The sequence below is a fragment of the Paenibacillus sp. FSL L8-0158 genome (genome assembly GCF_038592965.1).
Classification (GTDB): domain Bacteria; phylum Bacillota; class Bacilli; order Paenibacillales; family Paenibacillaceae; genus Paenibacillus; species Paenibacillus polymyxa_D.
In genome coordinates, this window is the sequence record NZ_CP151949.1 from 5,179,982 (window position 1) to 5,205,546 (window position 25,565).

13 protein-coding genes are annotated in these 25,565 nt (G+C 43.4%); 2 read left to right on the forward strand and 11 right to left on the reverse strand.

Annotated elements, in window-relative coordinates; translation table 11 throughout:
- Window positions 1–2: 2 nt before the first annotated feature.
- On the reverse strand, window positions 3–1,274 hold the full coding sequence (locus NSQ68_RS23005; RefSeq protein ID WP_342427268.1) for an ABC transporter ATP-binding protein: 1,272 nt from the start codon (window positions 1,272–1,274) through the stop codon (window positions 3–5).
- A gap of 14 nt (window positions 1,275–1,288) precedes the next feature.
- Window positions 1,289–2,086: an ABC transporter permease gene (locus tag NSQ68_RS23010; protein WP_342427269.1), complete on the reverse strand. Its 798-nt coding sequence runs from the start codon at window positions 2,084–2,086 to the stop codon at window positions 1,289–1,291.
- A 150-nt stretch (window positions 2,087–2,236) separates the two neighbouring features.
- Between NSQ68_RS23010 and NSQ68_RS23015 the strand changes: the two genes are divergently transcribed.
- Window positions 2,237–4,687, forward strand: a complete 2,451-nt coding sequence (locus tag NSQ68_RS23015) for an O-antigen ligase family protein (protein ID WP_342427270.1) — start codon at window positions 2,237–2,239, stop codon at window positions 4,685–4,687.
- A gap of 1,335 nt (window positions 4,688–6,022) precedes the next feature.
- Here the strand turns inward: NSQ68_RS23015 and NSQ68_RS23020 are convergent.
- The 7 genes from NSQ68_RS23020 to NSQ68_RS23050 form a co-directional block, all read right to left on the reverse strand.
- Window positions 6,023–7,363 carry a lanthionine synthetase C family protein gene (locus tag NSQ68_RS23020; protein WP_342427271.1) on the reverse strand — a complete coding sequence of 447 codons (1,341 nt, stop codon included), beginning with the start codon at window positions 7,361–7,363 and terminating at the stop codon, window positions 6,023–6,025.
- Window positions 7,341–10,571, reverse strand: coding sequence for a lantibiotic dehydratase (locus NSQ68_RS23025; protein WP_342427272.1), 3,231 nt, complete (start codon window positions 10,569–10,571; stop codon window positions 7,341–7,343). The genes NSQ68_RS23020 and NSQ68_RS23025 overlap by 23 nt, the downstream gene beginning before the upstream one ends.
- Window positions 10,572–10,975: 404 nt before the next feature.
- On the reverse strand, window positions 10,976–11,857 hold the full coding sequence (galU, locus tag NSQ68_RS23030) for a UTP--glucose-1-phosphate uridylyltransferase GalU (protein ID WP_342427273.1): 882 nt from the start codon (window positions 11,855–11,857) through the stop codon (window positions 10,976–10,978).
- A gap of 195 nt (window positions 11,858–12,052) precedes the next feature.
- Window positions 12,053–14,563, reverse strand: a complete 2,511-nt coding sequence (locus NSQ68_RS23035; protein WP_069290501.1) for a U32 family peptidase — start codon at window positions 14,561–14,563, stop codon at window positions 12,053–12,055.
- A 424-nt stretch (window positions 14,564–14,987) separates the two neighbouring features.
- The gene (locus NSQ68_RS23040) at window positions 14,988–15,428 is read right to left on the reverse strand and encodes a GNAT family N-acetyltransferase (protein ID WP_342427274.1); all 441 of its coding nucleotides are present in this window, start codon (window positions 15,426–15,428) and stop codon (window positions 14,988–14,990) included.
- Window positions 15,429–15,689: 261 nt separating this feature from the next.
- Window positions 15,690–17,603, reverse strand: a complete 1,914-nt coding sequence (locus NSQ68_RS23045) for a stalk domain-containing protein (protein WP_342427275.1) — start codon at window positions 17,601–17,603, stop codon at window positions 15,690–15,692.
- Between the two features lie 49 nt (window positions 17,604–17,652).
- Window positions 17,653–18,897 (reverse strand): trypsin-like peptidase domain-containing protein, encoded by a 1,245-nt coding sequence (locus NSQ68_RS23050; protein ID WP_342427276.1) that lies wholly within the window; start codon window positions 18,895–18,897, stop codon window positions 17,653–17,655.
- Between the two features lie 359 nt (window positions 18,898–19,256).
- Between NSQ68_RS23050 and NSQ68_RS23055 the strand changes: the two genes are divergently transcribed.
- Window positions 19,257–20,882, forward strand: coding sequence for a nitrite/sulfite reductase (locus NSQ68_RS23055; protein WP_342427277.1), 1,626 nt, complete (start codon window positions 19,257–19,259; stop codon window positions 20,880–20,882).
- A 113-nt stretch (window positions 20,883–20,995) separates the two neighbouring features.
- Here NSQ68_RS23055 and NSQ68_RS23060 read toward each other — a convergent pair whose 3' ends face one another.
- Together NSQ68_RS23060 and uvrA are read right to left on the reverse strand one after the other, a co-directional pair.
- Window positions 20,996–22,207, reverse strand: a complete 1,212-nt coding sequence (locus NSQ68_RS23060; RefSeq protein ID WP_342427278.1) for a hypothetical protein — start codon at window positions 22,205–22,207, stop codon at window positions 20,996–20,998.
- Between the two features lie 405 nt (window positions 22,208–22,612).
- Window positions 22,613–25,474: an excinuclease ABC subunit UvrA gene (gene uvrA / locus NSQ68_RS23065; protein WP_342427279.1), complete on the reverse strand. Its 2,862-nt coding sequence runs from the start codon at window positions 25,472–25,474 to the stop codon at window positions 22,613–22,615.
- Window positions 25,475–25,565 lie beyond the last annotated feature (91 nt).

Below are 25,565 nucleotides of genomic sequence, written 5' to 3' on the forward strand. Positions count from 1 at the left end.
AATTAACCACCTTTAATGATTTCAACTGTAGAATCCATGTCCATCAAACCTATTACAGTCCTTTCCGACTTAACGGTTATCTTGTTAACATCATATCTTCTATCCAGTGGGCGGCTTATTCCTTCTACATAATCAGATAATCCTACCGAAACTATATATTCATCCGGGGCAAGATACATTTTTTGCGAAAAAGTCACAACAATTTCTTCTCCACTTTTTACAGGTCCTATATTTTGATCAAGATAGTGAGTATTGCCACTATACATTTCAAGCCCCTTCTTGTTCTTGATATAGAATCCAAGAACAGGGTTCTCACAATCCTGTAAAAATTTCACGGTAACTCTCAATTTAAAAGAATCCAACGTATAAACGAGCCACTGGCTCTCTGGATCTTCCTCATTTATACACTCGATCTCTTTTATCATAGCGGTTTCATCACCATATCGGTATTCTTCCGAAGAAGCCTCACTGACAATGTCCACCAAGGAGGATTCCTTCTTGACCATTTTATTGACTCTTTCTATCTTTTTGGTGATCTCATCGTTAGTATTGTACAGTTTCACGTAATCGTTAATGATCCTTCTAGGCTCACCTTGCGAAAAAACTTCTCCCTTATTCAACAAAACACATCGGTCACATAATGTACTTATGCTGGTAACATCATGGCTAACAAATAAAATAGTTACTCCGTTATTCTTCATGGTCTTTATTTTCTCAAAACATTTTTGCTGAAAAAATATATCTCCGACTGATAATGCTTCGTCAATTATAAGAATTTCAGGTTCTACATTTATGGCTACGGCAAATGCCAGTCTTGCGAACATCCCACTCGAATAATTTTTTACAGGCTGGTACACAAAATCTCCAATATCCGCAAAGGAAAGGATGTTTTCTATTTTCTTATCCATATCCGCTCGTTCAAATCCCATAAGCATACCGTTAAGATATATATTCTCAATCCCCGTATACTCAGGATTAAAACCTGCCCCCAATTCCAGCAGAGCAGCAATCTTACCGCTAATTTTCACTGTACCGCGGGTTGGGGTTAGGATACCTGTAATTATTTTAAGTAAAGTCGATTTCCCAGAACCATTTTTCCCAAGGATCCCTAAAGACTCACCTTTATTAACATGGAAGCTCACATCATTTAATGCGTAAAAGTCCGTATGATATTTTTTACGCAATGGGTTAATTGCTTCTTTAAGTCTATCCGTTTGATGCTCATATAATTTATATTGTTTTGAAATATTCTCTACCTGTATAGCTATACTCATATTCAAATATCTCCTTATAACACATCTGCAAAGTGAGGTCTTAATCTCTTAAATATAAAAGCACCAATAAACAGAAAACATAAAGTCACAAACCAAAAATACAAACTCATCCTTGGATATTCCCAAAACCAGCTTCTAAAAATCAAGCTATTCCTATAACCTTCTATAATGTAGTACATAGGATTCAACTTAATAAGGAATTCATATTTTCCAGGTATCATTTTTAGAGACCATAAAATAGGAGTTATCCAGTATCCGAATTGTAATAACATCGATAATATTTGCCCTACATCCTTAAGAAAAATAACCAGTGCAGAAGTGATCCAAGAAATACCAAGTAAGAAAACGGACATAGCAAAAAGATAATAAAAGATTTGTAAAAAATATATATTCGGTGGATAGCCGTATCCCCAAAACATCAATACCATTAAAACCAAAAAAATCAAATGAATAATTAATGGAGATATTATTTTCACAATAGGTAACAAACTAACTCTAAATACTACATTCTTCACAAGAAAGACATTGCTCACTATTGAGTTTGTAGCATTCATAATGGCGTCCGAGAAAAAAAACCACGGGATGATCCCCGCTACAAGCCATAGAATAAACGGATAATTATCAACAGGCATAGACTTGAAACCAACTTGAAATATAAACCAGAAGATCAGTATAGAGATAGTTGGCTGGATTACCGCCCAAAGAAAGCCTAAATACGATCCCAGATATTTGTCTTTTAGATCCTTCACAGATAACTGCAAAATCAATCTCCTATTTAAATAAATATCCTTAAAAAAAGATAACCCTAACATTAAACTTACTTCTCCTTCCGCACGCTCAACTGTTGAAACGGTAATGTCAATTTCTAATGCAACTGTCAGTGAATCTACATTCCGCCTAGCTCGTAGATAATCAATGTGCTAAAATATTGACGTATCTACAAGAAAAGGAGATTGTAAACCTTGTCGAATCCAGTATACGGGAAACAGGCCAAAACGTCGACCCGTGACGATAAAAGGCCGGCTATATTTTGGGTGTTAATTGTTGGCATGATTCTGTTTTTAGTTTGGGCCCCCTTCCAGGCTGCAATTTTTAATGGGCAAATGCTCGAATTTGAGAAGCCTCTGTATTGGGCTTTGATCATCAGCACGATTCTGCTGATATTGGGAATCGTAACCTATTATAAGAAATTCAAATTGGAAGATCAAAGAGACTGGTTGGCTGTGCTTGTTATCTTACTTCCGCTGACGTTCGTGCTTTCATTGATTTCTGCTGCTTCTCATTATCTCGCGATGAACATGGTAGTGGTGCAGTGCATCTATGCCTCGTTCTTCATCATTACATTGTACGCCTTGCGAGATCGGTTGAGCAACCAGATCATCCAAACCGCGATTATGACCGTAGCTTATATTATTATAGGCTTCGGCCTCATCAACTGGTTTGGACAGTGGGTATTGGCCGGACGACTCGTGGATTGGTTCTCAACAATGGTAAGCGGTAATCGCTACGTTGATGCCATAAAGATAGATACTAATGGTCCGCGTCTCACTTCCGTCTTCCAGTACGCGAATACATATGCGGCATTTTTGATGGCATTTTTGTTCGCAGCTATCTTTTGTCTGATGAAGTCGAAGACGTGGTATGGAAAAGCGACTCATGCCTTTATGCTGGTGCCTATATTGGTATCACTGTTCCTGACACTTTCACGTGGTGGTCTCATAATGCTGCCAGTCGTATTTGTTCTTTTACTTCTGTTCTTTAAGCCAGCGCGGCAAATCTTATGGCTTTTGCATTGCGCAATTGCGGGTGTCGTTTCACTTGCTATTTTGAGTCCTATTACAAATTGGGGATTACAGCTGAATCAGACCTACAACGGTGCTGTGGCTGCTAAAGGCTGGGGACTGCTTCTTGGGACTTCCTTGGTGACTGCAGTTGTTCTATGGCTTATACAAACCTCTCTGGGATCTCGTTTGGAAAAAGGGATGCACGGTCTAGCCTCACGTAAACTCTCTAATCTGTGGCTGCCTGTTGGCTCTGTGGTCGTGATTGGTGTAATTGCGTTCCTGCTCATTGGTACAGGACTACGAACTTTTCTACCAGCCAATGTAGAGACACGTCTGGAAAATATCAACTTCCAACAGCATAGTGTGCTGGAACGTATAACCTTTTATCGCGATGCTTCCAAGCTAATTGCTGATTATCCGTTGATTGGCGCAGGTGGCGGCGGTTGGGCTACGCTGTATGGAAAATATCAAGACTATGGCTACACAAGCGCACAGGCACATAACTTTTTCATGCAGTATCTGGTAGAGGCCGGTATTCTTGGATTCATTATTTTTATGGCGTTTATCCTTTATATTTTCTATAAATACATTAAAGGTTACATCAAGAGCGATGAGGAAAAGCGGGATAGCCACTTCCTTTACCTGATCTTGGCAATGTCCATTTTGCTCCATAGTCTATTGGACTTTAATATGAGTTATGTGTTCATGGGTATACTGGTGTTTATTGGACTCGGGGGTATGGCTGCAGCAATGGATGCACAACCTGTAAAACGCTTGGCGATGAAGCCTGAAGGTTTCCGTCCGATTTATAGTATCGTCATTTGTGTTCTCAGTATTGTGCTTCTGTTTGTAGGGCTGCGCTTTGCACAAGCCAGCAATGCTGCCTGGGAAGCAAAAGCGCTGGAAAGCAGCAATTCGTTCGAACAACGACAAGCTGCTTATAATAAGGACTTGAATCTGCGCCCAACTCATATTGATTCAATTGTTGGTTTGTCTAGTATGTATTATCAGGTCTACAAGCAAACCAAACGCGAAGAGTTCTATACAGGCGGTATGACCATTGTTGATTTGGGGCTGCAGGCAGAACCGTATAATAGAAATATGCTGTTTATCAAAATGCGACTTGAGCAAGCTAAAGGAAACAATGACAAGGCATTTGCCATTTTGGAAAATAACCGTGCTAACTTCACCTGGGATCTGGATTGGTACAATTTGCTGATTACCCAAGCGTTTGAATTTGGCAATAAAGCTCGATTGGCTAAGGACTCAGCCAAGGAACAGAAGTATTTCCAAGCAGGTCTTGCTGCTTATCAGCAGGTTCTAGATGGGGTAGCTCATCTTAAGACGATTCCACCTGAAATTCAATTGATACGTACTTTTGAAGTAACTCCAAGCATTGCGCTCAGTGCTGGAAAAATTGAGTTCATGTCAGGTAAACCCGCCGAGGCTGCCATCATCCTGAAAAACGGCTTGAAGGACGATCTGAGTGACGCTACGAATCGTGAGGTAACCCGATACTATATTGCCGCTTTGCAAAAGCAGGGACAAGATGACAAAGCATTGTACGATAAGCTGATTCAAGCTGATCCCAAGGAAAAAGAACTGATAAACGAACTGAAAAGAGAATAGTCCCTGGAGTTTAGTTGTTCTCTGTTTTGTTTATTTGAGGCTGTCCCATAAATCGATGGGATGCCCTAAAAAACAAAAAAGCCCATCCTTGGTAAAATGGAAGTGGGGACTGACCCCATAACGGGAGACAAATCAAAACACCTTCAAGAGAATCGAACCATGTCGTAAGATATGGAGAGGGACTGACCCCATAACGTAAGACAATTAAAACACTTTCAAGAGAATGCAATCCTGTCGTAAGATAGGGTGATAACCTTGAAAGTGTTTTTGCGTTGGCAACTAGAGTTGAGTTACCCGTTAGAAATAAAAATGAAAGTAATAGAAATTAGATTGGCATGAGTACCTGTAAAAGAGGTTATAGAGCAGTTCGGGATACGAAATAAGACACAGCTCAAGACGTGGATGTGGTGGACGAAGTATACCGTCTGGAGCAGCCTGTAGGTAAGCAATACAGCTACAGAAGAGGTCCAGAACTCTCTTTAGAGCTTGAAAAAGTAAAAGCAGAAAAAAATACAAGTACTGGAAAATAACTGGAACCTAAAGTCATCATTGCTTGGGTCGATTCCATTCGAGAAGTCATCAGTATCAACTCGCTCGCGTCGTAAGTGAGACCCTGAATTGGTTCGATGACACCACCTTAGACGCAGCCTACCCTGAAGGGGGTGAAACAGCAATCATCGCAATAAGCTCACCAAAGTCATTCTCTACGCCTACATGTAGTGCATCTACTCATCCCGTCAAATCGTCAAAGCCGTTTAAGAGCTATTCCATTCATTTGGCTGGCCGCCCGTCACGTCGAGGTACAGCACGCCATACTCGCTAACGACGTTCTTTCTTGCTATTGCTGTTACGGCTGTTTGGCGTCATTTTACCCTTGATCTCTTGCTCCTCCTAGCCCAGGTGCGCGTCCATTTCTGCTTCCAACACCTCCTGAAGAGTCTCCGCGAGCAGTTCATTTAAGGCATTTTACACATCCTGTGCAGTCACCTGGTTTTTCTCCTTAATGAAAGCTCGCAGTTGCTCTTTTGACCAAAGCCCCATGTATTCTCCCCCCTTTCTATGACTTCCATTTTACTAAACAAACTATTTTACAGACTCTAGTGAAGCAAAAAGCGCAGGTTTCGGACTAATTCAGCCTTGTAACCTACGCTTTTTCTCATGAAGTTAATTATAATTCGTCTCATTTAGGCTGTTTTACTATAAAAAAACTGCCTTTGAGATAACCCTTTTTATTGTTCATCTTTTGAGTGGAATTGTAACCCTGTTATCGATTAAGAACGCTAACCAGTTCCTCTCTGTGGTTTGAGTAATTCATCCGTTACTTTACTTATTACCTTAGCAAATCAATAAGCTCGCCCCCCAATCCTTTTCATCAGGATAAAGAGAATCTAGTAATGTCATGGCTATTCCCGAAACACCGTCAAGTAAACCTACATAATTTAAATTCTTAGTAGAATTAGAATCCCTATATAAATCATAAAAACCAAATGCCGATTCTTCATCAAACATTTTAACGACCGTTCGGAGCAAGCTTTGATAGTTTTCTTGCAATTCAGGATCGTGTGTGTCCCGATACATATGATAGGTAATTTTCAATAATCCTGAATATCCGTGGCATACCGTTGGTGAATAAATATTCCACTCTTCGATAGATCTTTTGTATATCGATTTAAATGCGTTTACAGCTAAAACCTCCAAGCTTCTATCCCCGATGGATCTACCTGCTAAAAATAGACTCCTCGCAACACCTGCCGAACCATAACACCAAGCATCCCGATGTTTTTTAGCGTATAATTGATCGTTTGTAAATTCTTCGTAGCTTATAATTAAGGGCCACTGTATTCTATCTGTTTGTTCCAATTTCCATTTTGTTATCCAGTCACAGTATCGTTGAATTGCCTCTATTTGACCAGGTACCTTTATATTTTGAAGTAACGCTATAGATAATAATGCCAAGGAGCCAGGAACTCCATGAGCTAAACCCATATTAAAATATCCAAATGGATATTCATCCTTTTCATGTGAAAGTAAATATTTATTTGAAATATACCAATTCGGAACCTCTTGTTTATCGTTGATAATCCTATCTTTACTTAGAAGAACAAGATACTCAAGAACACCAATAAGGAGCTCCCTAATTTCAGGTATATCAGAGAACAGTAACAGATACCTTCCTATGCCACTCCATCCGGAAATTACATCATAATCATTAATTGACGTACCTGATTCCAGCCTACTTTTTGCATTCAGTAGATCAGCACTACCATGACGCAATATCAAAGTGTTAATTTGGTTGATAAATCTCCTGTATTTTATACCATTGTCAGATAATAGATACGCGGCAAATCCAACACCAGATAATCCTTCCCATAGTGATAATGACGCTCCTGATTTCTTTAATGATTCACGAGTACTTAAAAGGTAGGAGTGTGCATACTCTTTTAATCTCTCATCCTTTAATACAGTACTTAGTCTCCCATACAAAATACTGATTGCTGGAAATCCAGTTGCCAGGCTTATATCATTCCAATTAAACTCCTCTTGTTTATCTACATGATTCTGCTCAGAAGAACATATAGTCTGTACATACTGGGGGTCAGTCAACCTGGCACTTATAACACTTACAATTTTCACAATATCGTTATGCAGGCTCTTATTGTTTTGTACTACTGTCATCAACGTTCAACTCCTTTGAAATACATTTTTTCTTGTGCTTTATTGATTCATTAAAATGATATAAAGAATGACTTAACAACGACATTATCTTTCTTTCCATTTTCCTATTCGTACCTATAAGACGGTTTAAATGCATATGAATGAGGCTACCTAGAATATTGGAAAATGTATTCGTTAAATCCTTTTCATGTTCAAGTGCCTCTTTATATTCATTTATTATTTTTTTTCGCTCTTGAAACTTAGATAATAAGTAGTCCCCGTATTCCAAATTTCTAAGTGAGGACCAATTGTCCGAAACATCGCACAAAATTATATAAAAAGTACGGTCCTTCATAAAATCTTTTACATGCTCCTTATGCCATTCTTCTTCATGAAACCAAGTAACTTGCCGTTCTACCGCTGGTATAAACTGATTTAAAATATCAATTACACTAATGAAACCAATAATCTCTATAGGAACATTCAACTTATTGTTATATTTTAAAGAGACCAGTTCTACTGTAATCTTCGAATCAACAGCAAAAAAACGCTCCGCTATACTAATTAAACGTTTACCACCGTATCGCTCAATTTCCGGCTCATATGAATCAAATATTATTTTACTTAGTAGACCTTCAACCTTTAGGCGTCTAGCCCACATATGAATAGCAGGGATTAGTTGTTTACAAACAACGGATTCCTCACCATGAAGTCGTAACCGTATATGATGATCCGGATCTTTATACCTAACAATAAAATAACGATTTATTATTCCTTGATTCTCTACCTGCTCACAAAATGTTCTAATGTAATTGCCAATAAACTCTTCCTCTCGTTCAGACATACCATAAAGCTTTATATAAAGCCATTCACTTCCCGGTAAATATATAATGTTTGAATGCTCTCTGATTGGTCTTTGAATAAGATTCATATCTTCACACTGCTTCGGGGTCAAAGGTTCCTCTACATTTGTCCTTACTAAGGGAATAACGTACTCTGCGATAAAGCGCCCTTCTTTCCCTCTAGCCCATACGTCACTTGGTTCAAATCCACTCTCGGTTAACCATAATGATTGTGAATCACTTAATTTATGATATTTCTCAAATAGCTCTAATATGAAAAACTCATTTTTAAGATCAATTAGTGCTCTGTTATCTGAAACAGAAGTGGTGATATAAACATATCTTGGAACGCGCCACTCCCCTCTCCACTTTTCAAAACCCTCAATCCAATCCTCCTCGTTTATACATTTTTTTAATTCATCGTTATTTTTATTAAGCGACCATTTCGCTAAAGATAAAATTATGTTTTTATATTTCACACGAGGCATCATAGGGAATTCCGATAGGCCTCCCCACTGAAAAGGCAAAATGCTTCTGTGTCTTTCTTGTGAAATTTCCATTAAAAAACGGTATACATTGGGAGCATTATTGTAATTTAGCATGTTGGTGGAAACTGGGATTATCTCTTTATTCAACGACTGTGACTTTAAATAAAAGTAATTGTGGGTACATCCTACATATAAATCAGAAATTGAAATTTGTTTTGAAGTATCTACATTGGAATAATTAGTTCCCAACACAATTTGGTGACTATATGATTTGTTGGTAATCACTACGTTAGAATGTCTACTATTGACCGTTAAATATACAAGTTCAGCAAATATAGCATCTTTTCTGTATTCCTCTTGAATTTTATACGTGTTCGTGATCTTCTCTCTTGCAGTCTTATCTAGGATTGGTCCAAATCTTCCAAATGTTTTACCCGCACCTGCACTTCCCGAATTGGGGTTGATAATGATCTTATATTCGTTATTTTTCAAAGCTTCTTCGCTATTTGCTGCTATGGTAACATACATTTCTATAGAGGTAGGGGGCAAAAGTTCATCAGATAAAGTCTCGATTCTCTTTAATTTTTCATCCGTCAGTTCTATTTCTATTTTTCCTTCTTTAATAACATTTGTAATCCAGTTTGCCAGAACCTTCTCTCTCTCTGCATTTAGTATAGGGTGTTCTAAACTATATCTACTCTCAGGATATTTATAATCAGGCGGAGCCCCTAACCCTAAATCTTCGTCCAAAAGCTCTAAGATCGGAACCTGACAATCAATACCATATTTCTCTATAAAATCATTTCGGTACTGTGTCCAATGAGGATTACTCAAATCCGGCGACAGCCTCCATAAGATCTCTGCTGATCTAGCAATATCTTTAGAGACATTTTGGCTTAAAAAGGCTTCTTCTACTTTTGTCTCCATATCAATCTGCAAAGTTTCTTTCGTTGGAACTAATTTTCTCATTCTTATACATAGCTGATTGTACAAGGATTCCCCCTTACCTATTGGAGAATCATCGTATTGTTTTATTTCTTCACTAATTTCATCCAGACCTTTTTTGATATATTCAATATTGTTTATAGGTGCTATCTGTTTTCGTAGATATTCAAAAGGCAAATCCATATTATCTATGCATAATGGTGGTCTCAAATTGCTAATTAAAAACTCCTGATTCAATAGCTTCATCAGAAATTCAGTTATTAAAGTTTCTTTGTTTTCGGGATACTCTTCTTGTATTTTCTTAACTAGATTAGCAAAAGGAATCGGAGTTTGTGCATAATCCATCACAAGCTGAACCGGCTTGGACGCTTTTATCGAACTACTTTTCATTCGTTTTACATCAGGATCGTGGTGTTGTTCAATATAGTTTAAAAATGGCAATTTTATCCTTGTACCAGATAAATACAAGGATGGATTAGTCCGCACCGCCAACTGTTTTACCACATTTCCCTCTTTCTCTAAATATCTAACCAATCCCATGATCCATTCCATATCTGGACGGGATATTTTCCTGTTCTGCCTAGAATCACCCACTTCCAAGCGGCTAAGTTCCGAAAAGAGACCTATAGAAACCCCAGAAAAAATCCCATAAGGTGTAGCTCTTGAAGAAAGCCTGATTAGATAATTCACAACTGCCCGTAGCACCGTGTTCATTTTTTTAGTATTTTTATTGGTTAGGACATTATTGATAGAATTCATAAGTGAAGGGCTGGCTATGGTGATCGCTTCCCGTATAACAGGGTCTGTTAACAAAGATAAAGCCTTGTTCCTTGTCACATCATATGTAGTACTTTCACTGAATAAGTTATAGTAAAAATCAATAGGCAATAGTGGTACTCTCACCATAAAAAAATCTAATGACTGAAACATATTTATATTTGTAACTTTATCCACTATAGGATAACCTCCTCCTGAAGTAAAAGACCCTGGATGTATGAAATAATATCCAGGGTCAGATTTCTTTTAAAGTTAGCACCAACACTCACAAGTCACATGTGTACCAAGGCATCTAGAAACACTACAAGTTACAGTGCTTGTGCAAGGATTTTTCGCTTGCTTTAATGTTAGATCATTAATTTGTAAGTCCAAATCAAGGGTGTCCTCTTGTTCGAAAAATACTAATTCTGGAGAATTCATCTTAATCCCCCCCTTCGATAAAGTTGAGAGAACCTCAAGGAGCAATCTCTCAATATATAAGACGCATCAAGAGAGAAAAAGTTTCTTTTTATTACATCATTTAAAATTTTTACCTTTTTTTCGCAAAAAAAAGTATCTTCCCGAAACTTCTTATAGTAAGGCTATTTTTGTTGATCAATCTTTTCAATAACCTGTCTCATATAAGCCAGTACTTCATCCTTGATTTCGTTATGCTGTAGAGCATAATGAATAGTAGTTTCAATGAATCCCAATTTCTCGCCAACATCGTGGCGATTGCCATCAAATTCGTAGGCCAGAATGGGGCTCTTTTCTCCCAGTTTGGACAATGCGTCCGTCAGTTGAATTTCCCCGCCTACTCCTGCGGATTGCTGACCCAGGATATCAAAAATATCAGGCGTCAAGATATAACGTCCCATGATCGCCAAGTTAGAGTTGGTTTCTTCCTTTTTGGGCTTTTCCACTAATCGTTCCGCCTCAGAGATTTTGGAAGTAAGTGCATGGCCTTCAACTATGCCGTAACGATGTACCTCGTTCCAATCCACTTGTTTTACACCTACAACAGAACGCTGATACTCATCGAACACGTCAATCATCTGTTTGAGGCATGGATTCTCAGACTCAACGATGTCATCCCCTAAAAGGACGGCAAAAGGCTCATCACCGATAAACTTACGTGCACACCAGATGGCATGCCCCAACCCTTTAGGTTCCTTTTGACGAATATAGTGGATATCTGCCATCTCAGATGGCTTACGCACTTCATTGAGCAGGTTCCATTTTTCTTTCGAAGTCAGATTATACTCCAACTCGAATGAGTAATCAAAGTGATCCTCAATTGCTCTTTTACCTTTACCAGTAACGATAATGATATCCTCAATGCCAGATGCTACGGCCTCTTCGATAATAAATTGAATCGTTGGTTTGTCTATGATCGGAAGCATCTCTTTAGGCATCGCTTTCGTAGCAGGAAGGAACCGGGTTCCTAATCCCGCAGCAGGAATAATCGCTTTACGGATTTTCATAGGTAAAACTCCTTTGTCTTCAATATAACGGATAGATATACTGTCTATGATTATAACAGGAAGATAGATGAATTTGATAGGTTAAAGAAGAAGACATCTTCCCTCAAAGAGAACATGTCTTCTAATCACTTGGTTTCTATATGAATATATTATGCTGCCGGAATCTTTCTGGCTCCCGAACAAATATACAGTTATTTACTTCACCAGTTGCCCACGTGTAACACCCAACTGATTCGTCGCTTTCAGCGTCTTCCATACTTGTGTTCCGCTGATTTCTCCGCGCAGGGCACGGTTATAGAGATCAATAACCTCATGCACTTGCTCCGGTGTCTCCTCCAAAAACTCCACGCGGTAACGGGACACGCCCAGCTCCAGGAAGTTAGACAGGTATTCCGCCCCGGATTGCTCAATCGCGTTGTATACCGTGTTGCGGCAGCCTTCGTCCACACGGACCGGATGAGACATACCAATTCGATCACGCAGGGATGCGCGATGATCCTCGCAAGGGCGACCACAGTTGGTGTAGTCGGTGCCTTCACTCATAAAGGTACAGTATACGCAATGTTCAGTATGGAACATTGGCATATGCTGCTGGATCACGATCTCCAGCTTATCGGTACGCGTACGTCTGAGCATATCGACCATTTGCTGGATGTTCAGATCGTACGACGGCGTAACCAGGTCGCAGCCAGAATCCAGGAACAGATCAGCCGCTTTATGATTGGCTATGTTCAGCGAGAAGTCACCAATCAATTGCGGATGATGTGCGTCCGGGTTCTCCAACCGATGTCGCAAGTAGAAATACAATGCCCCTGGATTACGTACCAGCACAGCATCCGGCTTCAGGCGCAAGATGTTGTTGTGGTAGCCATTTTCACCCGGCATGTGAATACGCGGGGTCGCTAGCGCAATTCGGCGGCCTGCAGCGTGCACAGCCTCTACGGCTGCCGGGAATTGCTTGATGAACTCGAAGTCGGCGTAGATGAACTCCACGCCGGCCTCGAGCGCAGCCTCCACCTGAGGGAGGCTGCGGCACAACGCGGTCAGCTCTGCCTGACCGCGTGCCACAGACGATGCCGGAGTCGATGCATCGTCATACACCTCGACCGCCCGCTTCGTGTACACGGGCGGTTTGGGGCGCTCGCCCGCGAGCAGTTCCACCGCCTGACGGCGGATACCGTTCAGCTCGCGCATCGGCACGATGACGTCCCCATGCAGATGGACGTCCAGCTCTTCCAGCTGGAACACCGTTCCGCCCAGTCGGCCGAACTGCTCCTCGAGCAGTTCGTGCGTCATCGGACGCTTCTGGGCAATTTCGAGTTCCAGCTCGGAGTCCACGCGGACCGTTGTGCCTTTCTGCACGTCGGTCCACCATGTCGACAGCGGTTGTCCTGGAGAGCCGCTGACCCGCACATGTACTGGGAAGACCCGGTACGGCTTGTCCGTGTCGTACGACTGGCGCAGACGCTTGTCCAGCGCCGGGTCGTTGGTCTTCCAAATGCGATCGCCCACGTGTACACGGCGCAGGTCCACATCATTGCGTCCCGCTACGATGTCGATGATCCATCCTTCTCCGGCTTCGCCTTCAATCTTCACGCCCTTGCGGCGGATATCGTATACGCGTCCGCCTTCTTCTTTTTGCGTGGGATCTCCCGCATCGAATACAATACCATCGCCACGCTTGAGCGGTGCATCAATACGGCACACTACGCCATCACGAAGGATTTGTTCCACTCGGCCCAGATACACCCCCCGGCTTTTCGGGAACGTACCGTCAACCAGCTTCTTGTTATTGGTTCCTTCGAGAAAACCGTGCGTAAAGCCGCGTGAAAAGCTCTGCTGCAGCTCGCGAATATCTTCTTTGCTGGTCTTGGACGTATCGCCATCAAAATACTTATCAATGGCCTTGCGGTACTTGCTGACCACATTTGCCACATATTCAGGTGTTTTCAGTCGTCCTTCAATCTTAAAAGAAACAACACCCGCGTCGATCAGTTCAGGCATCAAGTCAATCGCTGCTAGATCCTTAGGTGACAGTAGATACGTCACATCCGCCATTGGTTTCTGCTCTCCATCCACCATCAGATCGTAAGGCAAACGACATGCCTGTGCACACTCACCACGGTTAGCAGAGCGGCCGCCCCACATTTCTGAAGTCAGGCATTGGCCAGAATAAGATACGCATAATGCTCCATGTACGAATACCTCCATTGGAAGTCTCGCCTGATCACCTATTTTTTGGATCTGTTTCAGGTTGTTTTCGCGTCCAAGCACGACCCGTTCCATATTGTACGGCTTTGTAAACTCTACCGCTTCCGGCGAGGTAATCGTCATTTGGGTAGAACCATGAATCGGAAAATCCGGTGAAATGTCGCGGATCATTTTCACCAAACCCATATCTTGGACAATCAAGGCATCGACTCCGGCATCAATACAGGCATCGACCAGCTCCTTAGCGTCCTCCAGCTCGTTTTCAAATACCAATATATTGAATGTTAAAAAACCTTTAACCCCATAGCTATGCAAAAACGCCATAATTTCAGGCAGTTCCTCCATGCGGAAATTATTCGCCCGTGCTCGTGCGTTGAACTTTTCCACCCCGAAAAAGATCGCATCAGCCCCGTTTGCCACCGCCGCACGCATACAATCCCAGTCACCGGCTGGTGCCAGAAGCTCGACATCTTCTCTTCGTACTGCTGATTTCATTATTGCCCTCCCCATATGCTGAAAACGAATGATCCCCCGAGGGGATAATCGTTGTTTTCAGGGCAGCTATGCTGCTTACTTGGTAATCTCATGGATGTTCCATAGACTCATTCCAAAGCTGATCATGTTTAGTCAGGGGAATGGAAGCCTACTAAGAATCATATTTTAAATCCTATCCGTCTCTATCATCTTGTCCGATCATCCACACACTGAACCATCGGTTCCTCGCGTGAATTACATCCAACTCAAAAAATCCGCATCACAAACATCTGCGGCAGAATCATTCTTATCTTGTAACTAATCTAGTGTACCAGACTGCGACCTAAGCTTCTACACTTTCCAAGCGATTCCTTTAGAAAATAATACTAAAAACACCTCCAATCCCGTCAAGCGGTGCTTTGGAGGTGAGTCATCCTATCATTAACTAGGCAAACCTATACTTCGCAAGCATTTCTCCCCAGGGTGATATTCCCTTCTCCCTGAAGCCTGATTTACTATATAGCTTTCTAGCTAGTTCATTGTCTGGTTTATACCCAATCATGATAACATCCGTCCTATCACTGGCTTTCCTTATTTCGTCGATAACCAGCAACATCGCATTGTAGCCATAACCTTGACCTTGAAATCTTTCGTCAATCATAAATCGGTAAACCCAGTAATTTCCGTCATCCGGGTCTAAACCATACATTGTAAAACCAATTAATTCGTCATCATTATAAATTGCTTTAGGTAAAAATCCATCTAAAAACTGACACTCCGCAATCGAAAAAAGGTTAGATACCATAAATCTTTTTTGCTCAGGTGTCGGTTTAAGTTCGGCACATGCTTCCCAATTATATTTGTCGACTGCTTTTAGCGTAATCATTTCGGATTCCTCCTATACGGGGAAATCCGTATAGACTTCCCTAGTGCTTACTTCACTCATTATAAGATTGGTGGTCTTATGGCGGCGCCAGCGAAGCGGGCCATTTGAATCCGAAGAAGCGTCAGCGTTCGCCTTTGACCTGGGATTCTTACATATAAATCACTTAAACAATCAAAGAATCCCGGGTCAACAGCGATCGGAGGATCAAATGGCACGCATAGCGCTTCCCCCACAACCTCGCTAATCTTTTACCTACACCTTCTACTTCACAAAATTAAACGAATTTAACGTCGAATCCAGTGCGTTAGACTGTACAGCCGTGTTGTTCGCATCATTCAATGTCGTTGTCACGGTATACGTTTTTCCGTCACGTTCCAAAACCAATTGGTGGCCTGTGTAGCCAATGCCTTCCTCGATACGATGGAATGTAAAGGACACTGCCGGAACACCAGCAAATGTTACGTCCTTAACCTCCTCAACTTTGAGGTTTTTGTAGTTCTTTGCTTGCTTATCGTAGAAGTCCTTGAGCTGGGATACCGTTAGTTCAAATGATTGGTCGTTGTCGATTTTGATGGAAAAACGTCCTCCGGTAAACTGGTACTCTACATCGCCCAATTCAAATTGATCGCTAATCGCGGTCCAATATCGTGGGATATTCACTGTATATTCATAGGCTTTTGACGTCTTTTTGACCGTTTTCGTTTTGTCTGTCAAATAGTCGTCTTCTTCCAACTGTCCAAAGTTACTCGCTACGGTTTGAAAATCGATTTGAAGCGAGGAAATGAGCGCGTTGAACTGATCATTTCCTTTGCTTACTTTTTCAGGCACTGCGTATTCAGCCAAGTAGCGGTATCCATTTTGCTGAATTAGCACATTGTACTCTTTGACCCATCCATCGCCAAAATTATAGCGGTACTCCTGTACTAACCCTTGAACGCCTGCAACCTCCAGAGGATACGTCTTCTGTGCCTCATAAGCCGTAGACACAAATGAATCGCTCAGCCATTTTTGCAGCTGCTGGCCCCAGTTCTCCAATTTCCCATCCGCTGGAGCCGAGGTTATTTTCACGCGGAAGCTTGATCCATCATTACTTTCATATTGCATCCGTTGATCGTCCATTTTCCAGCCTGCAGGTATGCTGAGTGACACACCGTAGTCTGGATTCCCGGCCTCACGTGTGCCTCCTACGACAGTGGACAAGTCTTTAATACTTTTATCCTGCGCATTAAAGGAGGTCTTGAAGGAATTTAAAAATCCCGCATACTGGGCCAGATCTTTATAATTCGTTGCTTTAGCATCGGAAAAATAAACTACATACAATCGTCCGTTGTCATAGTACTGACGATTTTCCCACAATACGCCGTCCCCATCCTTCGTAATGACACGAGCATAAGGCACCTTCGCTTTCGGGAAGGATTTTCGATCCACCACAGTTTCTCCCGTTTCCTTGGCTGCCTGCACCAATTGTTGCAACAGATCGTCCGCATTCAGTGGAACCGGCTGTAATGCTGTGTGCACTTCCATATAGTACGCACTGTTCTCGTCCATAAATGTGGAAATACTCTCATCTCCACCTCCCTGACCGATGACGAGCCCTGTTGGATAGTTCATAGACCAGTCATAGTAACTGTTCCCGATCTGCGTCTTGCCCTCATCATTATCAATGTTCGGTGTCTCTTCAGCTACCGTGCCCGCCTCTTCTTGTGCTTCCATCCGAATAATGATTCCGGCACCATTCTTCTCCAACTTACCGCCAAGCCCTTCTGCTACTTGACGCAGAGGCACCATGAGAATACCTGATGACATTTCCGGTGGAGCTGGAAGTGTTACCTTGTGACCCCTCACCCACGCTGTACGGCTACCCACGGTTAGCGATACAACATGAGCTCCGCTTGTGATTTTAACCACATTATCTTCAGCCAATCGAATTTTGCTGTTAAATGCCTTTTTAAACACACCAGCTGGAACCATCAGTGCACCACTTTTGGAATAGGGCTTCGTAATATTGGCATTTTGGCCGTTTACGATGGCTGTATTGCTGCCACTTTGCAGACGCAATTCTAACATGTTTTTATCTTGATCTGCTGCAACTGCTGGCAAAGCGGAAAGCAGAAGGGACAATGCGACAGCGCCGACCCCCAGCTTACGCATCATTTTTCTTTGAATATGCTTCACAGTAAATCTCCCTTTAGCTTTATTTTATAGATTCAAGAGCCGTTATTGTTCACTTTCCAGTAGTTGCCCCTTGAGCTGGCTCCGATGTTTCCTTAGAAGGCGCTATACCACCATCTTCAGCGGCTTCCGAACCGTTCGAATCTTCACTATCTTCTCCAGACTGAATGGACTCATAGATTTCACCATTATCCTGTGTCAGTACCAGCTTGCGCTTCACAATATCACCGTCCGACTGCATAAGTACACTCACCGTTTGACCCGGTTGATAGTTTTTAAGCAGCTCATTGACGTCAATGGCCGAAGCTACACGTTTACCGTTAATACTATACAGCTCATCGCCTTCCTTGATTTTGGCCTGAACGGCATTGGCTGAAGTAATTTTCGTAACTTTCAAAGGATCCTCAGTAGGTAATCCGATGATAGCTGACCAGCTCTCTTCCAGCCCTAGACCAAGACTGGCGCGCCGAACCTCTCCGTATTTGAAAAATTGGCCGATAACATATTTCACTGTATCCGACGGAATCGAAAAGCCCATATTTTCAATACCGACCGCCGAGAATTTCATCGTATTGATCCCAATGACCTCACCCTTGAGATTGACCAGCGGACCGCCGCTGTTACCAGGATTGATCGCGGTATCACTTTGGATCAAGCGATAAGCAGCGTTAACACCACGGTTCAGCCCGCTAACCACACCTGAGGTTGCCGAATTGCGAAGTGAAAAGGATATAGGCGTACCAATAGCCACTACCTGCTCCCCTACCTGTAGACTGTTCGTTGAAGCTGCCAAGGTAGCGGGTTTGAGGCCGCTTGCCTTGATTTTAACTAATGCCAAATCACTGATCGGATCGCTATAGCTGTCGGTGATTCCGTAAGATTTTCCGTCCGAGGTTACAACCACGGCATCACCTAATCCTTCGATAACATGCGCATTCGTCACAATCCATCCATCTGTACGAATGATAACACCCGTGCCGTGAGCCAAGTTGTATCGATCTCCTCCTGCTACGGTCTCTCCCGTGGCTGAACGGCCAATGATACCGACCACAGAAGGAGATACATTTTTAACCACCTGCGGCACGCGACCGGCTGATAACGTATATGTACCATTTGCGCTGTTATATGCGCCGCTGGTTCCTAATGCCTTATTCATATCACTTACGTTAACATAGACCCCACCATTAATGACTTTGGCCTTTAACGCAGTCCCACTGCTGGCTGCACCTGCCGTACCAGAAACACATAGAGCGCTGCCCAATGCCAGAACAACTGCCCTTTTCCCCATCTTACGCATATACTCACCATTTCCTCTCTTACATGACCCTGTTCTATCAGTTAGTCCAAATCTACCATAGAGGGGACACGTATACAATCGCTTTAAGCCCTATCTTTTTTTAATAGGCGCCGTTTGCTACATCCCTGTCCTCTCATGCTATTTATATTATAAATTTTCCAAATCCTTATATCAAAAAAATAAGCAAAACCGATAAATAATCGTTATACCGTTTAGGTCATTCCTTCGTTTACGAGCATAACCAACTATGATACCATCACATTATATCTTAGTTTTATTGTCGGAAATAAAAAATAAAGCCGTGAGTCCTCTATCCAAAATACTAAAGTTTAAATAAGCACATGAAGGAGGTTAAAAGGATGGCCTACGAACCAATCTGGAACGCTCATCCCGATAAGCTTAACAAATTCGAGTTGGTCAAGCTGGAAAAGGACGGTCTCGACGTTATCCGTACCATTATCGAAAACTATGCCAACGAAGGCTATGACTCGATCTCTGCGGACGATATGGACCGTTTCAAATGGGCTGGGGTATATCAACAAAAGCCCAAGGATGGTCATTTCATGATGCGAGTCCGCATCAACACAGGGATCATGACTTCAGCACAGGCACATGCACTGGCAGACATATCCGCGCTATACGGACGCGGTCTTGTGGACGTCACCACCCGCCAGGCGATTCAATTTCACTGGCTGACAGTCGAAAGCTTGCCCGATATTTTTGAAAGACTGGAAAAAGTCAACTTGTATTCCTTCGAAGCCTGTGGAGACTGCCCGCGTACCATTGTCGGTAATCCGCTGGCTGGTATTGATCCCAATGAATTGGTGGATACCCAAGAGATTGTAGATGAAGTAAACCGTTTTTTCTTATTAAATCGAGACTTCTCCAATCTGCCGCGCAAGTACAAAATGTCTATCTCCGGTAATACGTACAACAATGCACAGGCTGAAATTAACGACCTGTCCTTCACTCCGGCCACCAAGATCCTCGACGGAAAAGAAGTGATCGGCTTCCATGTGATGGTTGGTGGAGGTTTGTCCGCCAAGCCGCATATGGCACAGTCTCTGGATTTGTTTGTTCGTCCAGAGGAAGTGCTGAAGGTTGCTATTGCTGTCACCACCATTTTCCGTGATTACGGCTATCGGGAAAAGCGGCACCATGCTCGCTTGAAATTCCTCGTTGTCGATTGGGGCCCGGACAAATTTCTGGCTAAGCTCACAGAGTATATCGGTGAAATGCCCGGACGAGGCGAGGACAAAACGATTGGCTGGCAAGCCGCCTATTTTGATGGTGTACATCCTCAAGCCCAAAAAGGCCTGAACTATGTCGGTCTGAACGTGCCTGTCGGTCGCCTTAGTGCTGACGAGTTGCATGAACTGGCCGACCTGGCTGACCGCTATGGCGATGGGCAGATTCGTACCACGATGTCGCAAAATATTTTGCTGAGCGGCGTGCCGGATGAGCAAGTGGATGAACTACTGGAAGCTCCCGTGCTGCAACGCCTGACACCACAACCCAAGCATTTTATGAGTCGTACGATATCGTGCACAGGAAATGAGTTTTGCAATCTGGCGATTGTGGAAACTAAAAAACGGGCGATTGACGTTGCCGAGTATTTGGATCAGCACGTACAATTGGAAGAAAAGGTGCGCATTCATTTTATCGGTTGCCCAAATTCCTGCGGTCAAAAGCATATTGCGGACATCGGTCTGCAAGGCTCGCTCATAAAGACACCGGAAGGTTTGGTCGACGCGTTCGACATCGCTGTCGGCGGAGCGCTTGGGGCAGGCGCCCAGTTTAACAAGGCGCTCAAAGGTCGCGTACGTGGGGATCAGGTTGGACCTGTACTGGCGGAGCTCATTCTGTTCTACAAAGAAAACAGGAGCGCTGGCGAAAGCTTTTACGCATATGTACAGCGTGTAGGTATTCCGACTTTCCAGGAAAAACTGTCTGCTATTTTACAGTCCAGCCACGTTGCATCTTAAATATAGGGTCTATTAACAGCCTGCTTGTATCCCATATACAAGCAGGCTGTTTCTTATCGCCATACAGCCTCGCAATATCGTCCCCCTCACTTTCACAAAAAAAAGACACCGGATTACTCCGGTATCAATATTTTCGCAAAATCGAGTACTGTCGGTTTATGAGCGCCTGTTGTAGATGTCACCACCACGTAGCCTGAAGGTATCTTATATATCAATCCCGTATCATACCGGATGCCGAAGGAATTGTCCTCCTTATAGTGAGTCCTCGTTTCCCACACCTTCGTACCGTTTCCTTTCAAGCCTGTAATGGTGATGCCATGCATCTTCGTGGTTTTCCCCAGTGGATCATATTGATCACTGAACTGGACATACAGCTGCTCCTCAGGCAGATACACCCGGTCAGCCGCGTAGTCCTCTGTATTACTAAATAATTGCAGACCATTACTTAGCACCTGTGTACGCTTGCTGTTTCCTTTAAGCCCTGTTACAGCAATATGACCGCTCGGCAACTCACGTACTGCGGCAATTTCTTTACCTGATCCTAAGTCCAAATGAATGTCACGGATATCGCGACCATATACATCTGCTTGTACCCCAACGGGACCATCTGAGCTGTTCAAAAGCGCATAATATCCATTGTGACTGCCGACCAGCCAACCCGAGGTCACTCCGGCCGTCGTTCGATTCCATTGTAGATCGCCAGTTTCAGTATATTTGAGTACAGTGAAGGACTGCTCCGCAAGGTTCAGATAGGAGACCAGGAAACTGCCATCCTCCAGTGGCTCCAAACCAACCTGAGAATCCTGCCCATGAGATATCAAGCCATCTGTGGGTAATGTTTTGGACCACAAGGTGTTTCCATCCTCGCCCAATCGTGAAGCCTGCAACTCTCGTATTCCGTTCGGTTTTGTATATTCAATCAGAAACAGCAAGCCACCATCCGACGTCTCCCGCTGGACTCCCCTGCTGCTTGTTCCGGGCTGTACGTTCAGATCCTGCTGATGTTTCCATACAGCCTCCACAGAACTGTCCAGCTTGCCATATGTGACGTGTACTACACTTGCTTCTGTATCGTCCTCGACGTTCAGCGTTAAAAACCCACCATTCGCTGTGGGTTGAATGTAATTGTGAGCGTTTCCTAAATCCTTAATACTGCCAATGGTCGCACTGGTTTCGATTTCGGCTTGTTTGGGCACAAACGCCTCGGACACCTCGGAGGCATAGGACGGTGCAGCACTATATCCCATCAAGCATGCCGCCAAAGCAGCTCCTGCTGCCCATGTATACACACGTGTACGTAAAACTCTACTTTGCTTAACCTTCAAGCGTTCCAGCTCCCTTCATGACTTCCTCAGAGATGTTGTATGAACCTTAGATGTGATAAAACTAGAGACGGTTTCGCTTCAACTTGTAATGGTGTCACGTGGGCACGGAACTTTGTATGATGCTATGACGATTTATATATTTACCTCTTCAAGTCCGAGCCTAAACATCCAAAACTCCAAAATTTAGAGACTACTCAGAGACTTTCTGTCGATGAATATACGTATAGATTTATTATTCCAGCGCTTGGTAAACTACGTGTCACATGCTTTAACGCAGGAATTTGATAAAAGTTTTCTTTTTTTACAAAAAAAATAAAGCCCTGCCAAGGCGAAGGCATAAATACAGTAGTTCGTATTCTGCCTTCCTGCCTGTGCAGGGCTTTTAAAGCGTACGTTAAACGGTATCTATAGATCGACTGTCTGAAGCGCTTGGCTACGCTCTGTATCCCGTTCAAGGATCGGCTTTAAGTATCGACCTGTATAGGATTCTTCGACTTTCACGAGTTGCTCCGGTGTCCCGGTAGCCAAGATCGTTCCACCGCCACTTCCGCCTTCCGGTCCCAAATCAATCAGATAATCGGCTGTTTTAATCACATCCAGATTATGCTCAATGACCAGCACCGTCTCTCCTGAATCAACCAAACGATGCAGCACCGTCAATAATCGATCAATATCGTGAACATGCAGACCAGTTGTCGGCTCATCCAAAATATAAATGGTTTTGCCTGTGCTGCGACGATACAATTCGGAGGCCAGCTTCACACGCTGTGCTTCACCGCCTGACAAGGTAGTCGCTGGTTGACCCAGCTTGATATACCCCAAACCTACATCCATCAGCGTCTGGATCTTGCGATGAATCTTCGGAATATTTTCAAAAAACTCCGTCGCATCCTCTACCGTCATCTCCAGCACATCGGCAATACTTTTTCCTTTGTATTTAACCTCCAGGGTCTCCCGGTTATAACGCCTACCTTTGCATACTTCGCATGGAACATACACATCCGGCAGAAAATGCATCTCAATCTTGATGATGCCGTCGCCTCTACAAGCTTCACAACGACCTCCCTTAACGTTAAAGCTAAAGCGGCCTTTCTTGTAGCCTCGTACTTTGGCCTCGTTCGTCTGCGAGAATAAGTCACGGATATCATCAAATACACCAGTATACGTTGCAGGATTGGAACGCGGTGTACGGCCAATTGGCGATTGATCGATCTCAACAACCTTTTCGATATGTTCTAGCCCGCGAATTTCTTTATGCTGCCCTGGACGTACTCTCGCCCGGTTCAGATCACGCGCCAACGTTTTATACAAAATTTCGTTAACCAGCGTCGATTTTCCAGAGCCGGATACACCAGTAACAGCTGAGAAAACACCCAACGGAATTTTGACATTCACATTTTTGAGATTGTTCTCCTTGGCTCCGCGAATCTCCAGCCACTTATCAGCAGGCTTGCGCCGCTCGGTATTGACCGGAATGAACTTGCGTCCGCTCAAATACTGCCCGGTTAAGGAATTCGGGTCTTCCATGACTTCCTGCGGAGTCCCCTGCGACATGATCATCCCACCATGGATTCCAGCTCCTGGCCCGATATCAATGATATAGTCCGCCGCCATCATCGTATCTTCGTCATGCTCCACCACGATCAAGGTATTGCCAAGATTTCGCATATGCTCCAAAGCACTAATCAGACGGTCATTATCTCGCTGATGTAGCCCGATACTAGGCTCGTCCAAAATATAAAGCACACCCATCAGACTGGATCCGATCTGTGTCGCCAACCGAATACGCTGTGCCTCACCGCCTGACAACGTGCCTGCCGCACGGCTTAAAGTCAGGTATTCCAGACCCACGTTAACGAGGAATCCCAGTCGGCTGTTAATTTCTTTTAAAATGAGATTGGCAATCGACTTCTCCTTCTCACTCAGCTCCAGTGTATGGAAAAATTGTGAAGCTTCACCGATAGACAAAGCTGTCACATAAGCTATATTACGTTCTTGAATGGTTACCGACAGACTTTCTTTTTTCAGTCGGTGTCCTTTACAAGTGTTACATGGCTTTGCACTCATAAAGCCTTCAATAAATTCACGTATACCTTCAGAAGCCGTATCACGATAACGACGCTCCAGATTGGGGATAATCCCCTCAAAGGTCACATAGGCTTCCTTACGTTGACCAAAATCATTCTCATAGCGGAAACGGATCTTCTGTTCACCCGTTCCATGTAAAATGAGGTTCATTTGTTCTGTCGTCAATTGACTAACAGGAATGTCCTGCGGAATACCGTAGTGCTCGCATACTGACTGTAAAAATTGAGGATAATAAGTGGAAGTTCCACCACTCCAAGCCTGAAACGCCCCATCCTCCACACTTTTTTCAGGATCGGGAATGAGCAGATCAGGGTCAACTACCATTTTAACTCCTAACCCATCGCAATCCGGGCAAGCGCCGAACGGACTATTAAAGGAAAACATTCTTGGAGACAGTTCATCTATGCTGAATCCACAAATCGGACATGCAAAGTTGGAGCTGAACCGCAACTCCTCTTGTCCCATAATGTCTACAAGCAACTGCCCACCTGAAAGATTCAGTGCCGTCTCAATAGAGTCAGACAGACGCGCACGCACATCTTCCTTGACTACGATGCGGTCTACGACCACTTCAATCGAGTGCTTCTTGTTCTTTTCCAACTCAATCTTCTCAGACAATTCACGCAGTTCGCCATTCACACGTACCCGCACAAAGCCCTGCTTGGCTATATCCGTGAACAGTGTTTTATGCTCACCTTTGCGGCCCGATACCAATGGAGCCAGGATTTGCAGCCGTGTCTTCTCAGGATACTGCAAAATGCGGTCTACCATCTGTTCGACGGTCTGTGACGTAATTTCAATGCCATGTTCAGGACAATGAGGATGACCCACCCGGGCAAACAACAACCGCAGGTAGTCATAGATTTCGGTAACCGTTCCGACAGTAGAACGCGGATTCCGACTTGTTGTTTTTTGGTCAATGGAAATGGCAGGAGACAGACCGTCAATCGAATCAACGTCTGGTTTCTCCATTTGCCCGAGGAATTGACGGGCATACGCAGATAAAGATTCCACATACCGCCGCTGCCCTTCCGCATAGATCGTATCGAAAGCCAGTGACGATTTACCTGAGCCGCTAAGCCCCGTCAGGACGACGAACTTGTCCCGTGGAATTGTCACGTCAATATTTTTGAGATTATGCGCACGTGCGCCTTTGATGATGATGCTTTCATTCGCCAAATGTTTCATCTCCTTAGCCGTAGTTCACGTCATGCTATATCGCATTGGATTATCCCATGGAAGTGATATATCGCAAAGAGAACGACCACAT

Bases quoted from the DNA above. Each gene is read 5' to 3' on its own strand.
- NSQ68_RS23005 (WP_342427268.1), bottom strand. From the start codon at position 1,274: ATGAGTATAGCTATACAGGTAGAGAATATTTCAAAACAATATAAATTA.
- NSQ68_RS23010 (WP_342427269.1), bottom strand. From the start codon at position 2,086: ATGTTAGGGTTATCTTTTTTTAAGGATATTTATTTAAATAGGAGATTG.
- NSQ68_RS23020 (WP_342427271.1), bottom strand. From the start codon at position 7,363: ATGACAGTAGTACAAAACAATAAGAGCCTGCATAACGATATTGTGAAA.
- galU (WP_342427273.1), bottom strand. From the start codon at position 11,857: ATGAAAATCCGTAAAGCGATTATTCCTGCTGCGGGATTAGGAACCCGG.
- NSQ68_RS23035 (WP_069290501.1), bottom strand. From the start codon at position 14,563: ATGAAATCAGCAGTACGAAGAGAAGATGTCGAGCTTCTGGCACCAGCC.
- NSQ68_RS23040 (WP_342427274.1), bottom strand. From the start codon at position 15,428: ATGATTACGCTAAAAGCAGTCGACAAATATAATTGGGAAGCATGTGCC.
- NSQ68_RS23050 (WP_342427276.1), bottom strand. From the start codon at position 18,897: ATGCGTAAGATGGGGAAAAGGGCAGTTGTTCTGGCATTGGGCAGCGCT.
- NSQ68_RS23055 (WP_342427277.1), top strand. From the start codon at position 19,257: ATGGCCTACGAACCAATCTGGAACGCTCATCCCGATAAGCTTAACAAA.